Origin of the sequence: Pararhizobium antarcticum (genome assembly GCF_001885585.1) — a bacterium.
GTDB classification, from domain to species: domain Bacteria; phylum Pseudomonadota; class Alphaproteobacteria; order Rhizobiales; family Rhizobiaceae; genus Pararhizobium; species Pararhizobium antarcticum.
Genome location: NZ_LSRP01000022.1, coordinates 1 through 2,841, shown reverse-complemented (window position 1 = coordinate 2,841; position 2,841 = coordinate 1). Strand labels below are relative to the sequence as shown.

The 2,841-nt window shown below is 53.6% G+C and carries 2 protein-coding genes and 1 pseudogene; 2 read left to right on the top strand and 1 reads right to left on the bottom strand.

Features of this window, described 5'->3' with window-relative positions; genetic code table 11:
- Positions 1-1,159: extracellular solute-binding protein (locus tag AX760_RS02875; RefSeq protein ID WP_071831324.1), on the bottom strand; the 1,159-nt coding region annotated here is incomplete at its 3' end.
- A 363-nt stretch (positions 1,160-1,522) separates the two neighbouring features.
- Between AX760_RS02875 and AX760_RS02870 the strand changes: the two genes are divergently transcribed.
- Entirely contained in the window at positions 1,523-1,768 is a 246-nt protein-coding gene (locus AX760_RS02870) for an NAD-binding protein (RefSeq protein ID WP_071831323.1), read from the top strand.
- 82 nt (positions 1,769-1,850) lie between these two features.
- Positions 1,851-2,841, top strand: a pseudogene (locus AX760_RS02865) (hypothetical protein); the annotation flags it as partial.

Here is a 2,841-nt window from a genome sequence, read left to right as displayed (position 1 = left end):
GTTGCAGGGCGACGGAAAGCTCCTGGTACTTTGGTGTCGTTGGCCTCGGATACATTGCAGCCAAGCTGACCTTGGCCGCCGCGATCAGGACTTCCTGCCCCGCCGTTACCGCCGGATCGTCGTAGGAGGACGTCCAAATTGGCAGGCTTAGCTTCGCATACTTGTTCTGGACCGGCTGCGACGTCAGGTACTCGACCAGTTTCCAGGCCTCATCCGGATGTTTACTGGCCGTGGTAACCCCTAACCCCATCGAGCCGTTCATTGCCGAAACCTCAGACTTGCCCGCAACACCCGGCGCAGGGACTACGCCGACATTACCAGCGACCTTGCTCTGACTTGGGTCGTTGGCAAGGTTATACATATATGTCCAGTTTAACGCGAAAGCCGCGTCGCCGTTCTGGAAAACCTTGCGAACGTCTTCTTCAAGGAATTCCTTCGAGTTCGGATTGGTCAGGCCGGACTTGTAGCTTTCGACCATGTAGTTCAACGCATCGAGACCGCCACCACTTTGGAACGCCGGAGCGCCTTCCGTGAGGAAACTGCCCTGATAGGCCGAGACAAGCGTCGTGTAATCACAGATAACTGCTTCGGCCTGCGCCCAACTCCAGGCGATAGGGCTGGTGAGGAGCCCCTTGTCCTTAATGATCTGCGCCTGCTGGTTCAATTCCTCCCACGTTTTGGGCGGCGCCGCAATTCCTGCCTTGGCAAGGATATCCTTGTTATAGAACAGATACTTTGTGTCGAGGATCCAGGGCATGCCGTAGTGTTTGCCGTCGTAGTCAACGGTCGTCCAAGCTCCCGGTAGCACACCAGCCTTCGCCTCCTCTGACACTCGTGACGTGACATCGAGCAGCAAATTGTTGGTTGCATATTCAGCAGGCCAGATGACATCGAAAAGCACGACATCGTAGCCGTCTCCGGAGCCTTGGGCGAGCACTGTCTTGTCGCGCAACCCCTCATAAGGAACGAATTCAAGGCTCACCTTGATGTTTGGGTTTGCCTTGGTGAATTCGTCCACCATGGCGCGTACATCTGCCTCGCTATAGGCGGACTGCGCCATGAACAGCGTGTTCAGTGTGGTTTCGGCGAAGGCCAGCGAAGACGTCGCCGCCAATATAAGCGCTCCACCTGCAAATGCTCGAGTGATCGAATGATTCATGCAAGACCTCCTTGTCGATGTACGGTTTCCAATTTTAACAGGCTCCATCACTGACCGAATTGCAATGTTCTGCCAGAGGCGGGTTCCAGCCGCTAAAGTAGTTGTATGGATGTTAATACAAACTGTCAAATGGTATGAAATGTGAGCGGCGGTAAATCTATCTGGCACGCCGACTGGGTTCGAGCGCGGCTCGCCGATAAAAGGCGATCTGACGCTGGAGGAACCGTGCATTATTCTCATGCTGGATATGGTGTTGGGCTGAGGTTGCGCCAACCCCACGCGAACGTCTGACTGGAAGTTCCTGACACTTTCTAGCAAACCCGTCTGGTAAATCTTGGTCCGAGTTTGGAAAGGAAGATCGGGATGTATGTGATACTTTGTGGAACCGGACAGGTGGGATCGGCAACGGCGCGCGCTCTGCTGGATGAAGGCCAGCAGGTGACAATCATCATACGCGATGAAAGCCACGGCGAAGACCTGAAGGAAGCAGGGGCAAAAATCGCGGTCGCGGATGTGGTAACGTCGAGCGCCGTCGACGCTCGTTGTAGAAAAGAACGTGCGGGCAAAGACCATAATCATGCGCCGCCGAGCCATAAAAAATCAGAGTGAGTGCCCTCTACATCTTATCTTCACAGATCGTAAATTACTCACTGTCACAATTGCTTCACAATCGCTAGCCGGGACACTGGACATGAACATCCTGCAGAAAATAAAAGTTGCTCACAGGACAATTATACTGACCGCCGTCGCTGTTATTTGCCTGTGTGCAGTCTGTACAATATTTCTCATTGAGCGCTCGGTCTCGCAAGATTATGCCGAGTACATCGAGGAGTATGCCGACCTCAAGGGCGCCACTCTCGACCTCGACAACGAGTTCCTGCATTTGCGACGATACGAAAAAGACTTCCTTCTCCGCAAAGACGATGGATCGGTCGCCAAACATCAGGCGATGTCTCTCAAGGCACAGAAGCTGATCACTGAGCTACGATCTGACGAAAACGCTCAAGCATTTGCGCCCTTGCTGAATGAGATCGAGATTGGCTATCAGGCATACATAGCGGTTTTCGCCCGCTTAGTGGATGCGAACAAAGAACTTGGTCTGACGCCATCTGAGGGCCTTGAAGGCTCTCTCCGAGCAGCCGTCCACGACGTCGAGACTTTGTTGAAGGAAGATGCAGCTCCAACGGCAATGGTTGAGATGCTCACGTTACGTCGACAGGAAAAAGATTTCATCCTTCGTCGCGATCCAAAATACCTCGTCAGCCATCAGGACGCGCTGTCCAGATTGGCTTCGTTATCGCCAGATGCCTTCGGTGGCGAAGCGAAAAAGGCACAGGTCCTGGCGCCTTTGAGTACCTATGGCCGGGCATTCGTCGACTATGCAGATGCAACAAGCCGAGAGGTCTCCCTCAGGAAAGAGATCTCGGATCGTTTTGCAGCGCTTGAACCCACGCTTCAAACGTTCATTGCTAAAGTTGAAGGTCTGTCTGTCAGTAAAAAGGCCGAGAGTAAAGCGCGCTCTGAGCGTACAACGACTATCGTTCTAGCGTCCGTGGCTGCGATGGCCGTCCTCCTGATCATTCTCGCAACAATCGTCGGGCGCTCGATCTCCAGCGCCGTCGTGAACATGGCCAAATCAATGCGGCAGCTTGCATCTGGTGATCTTGAGGCTGATATACAAC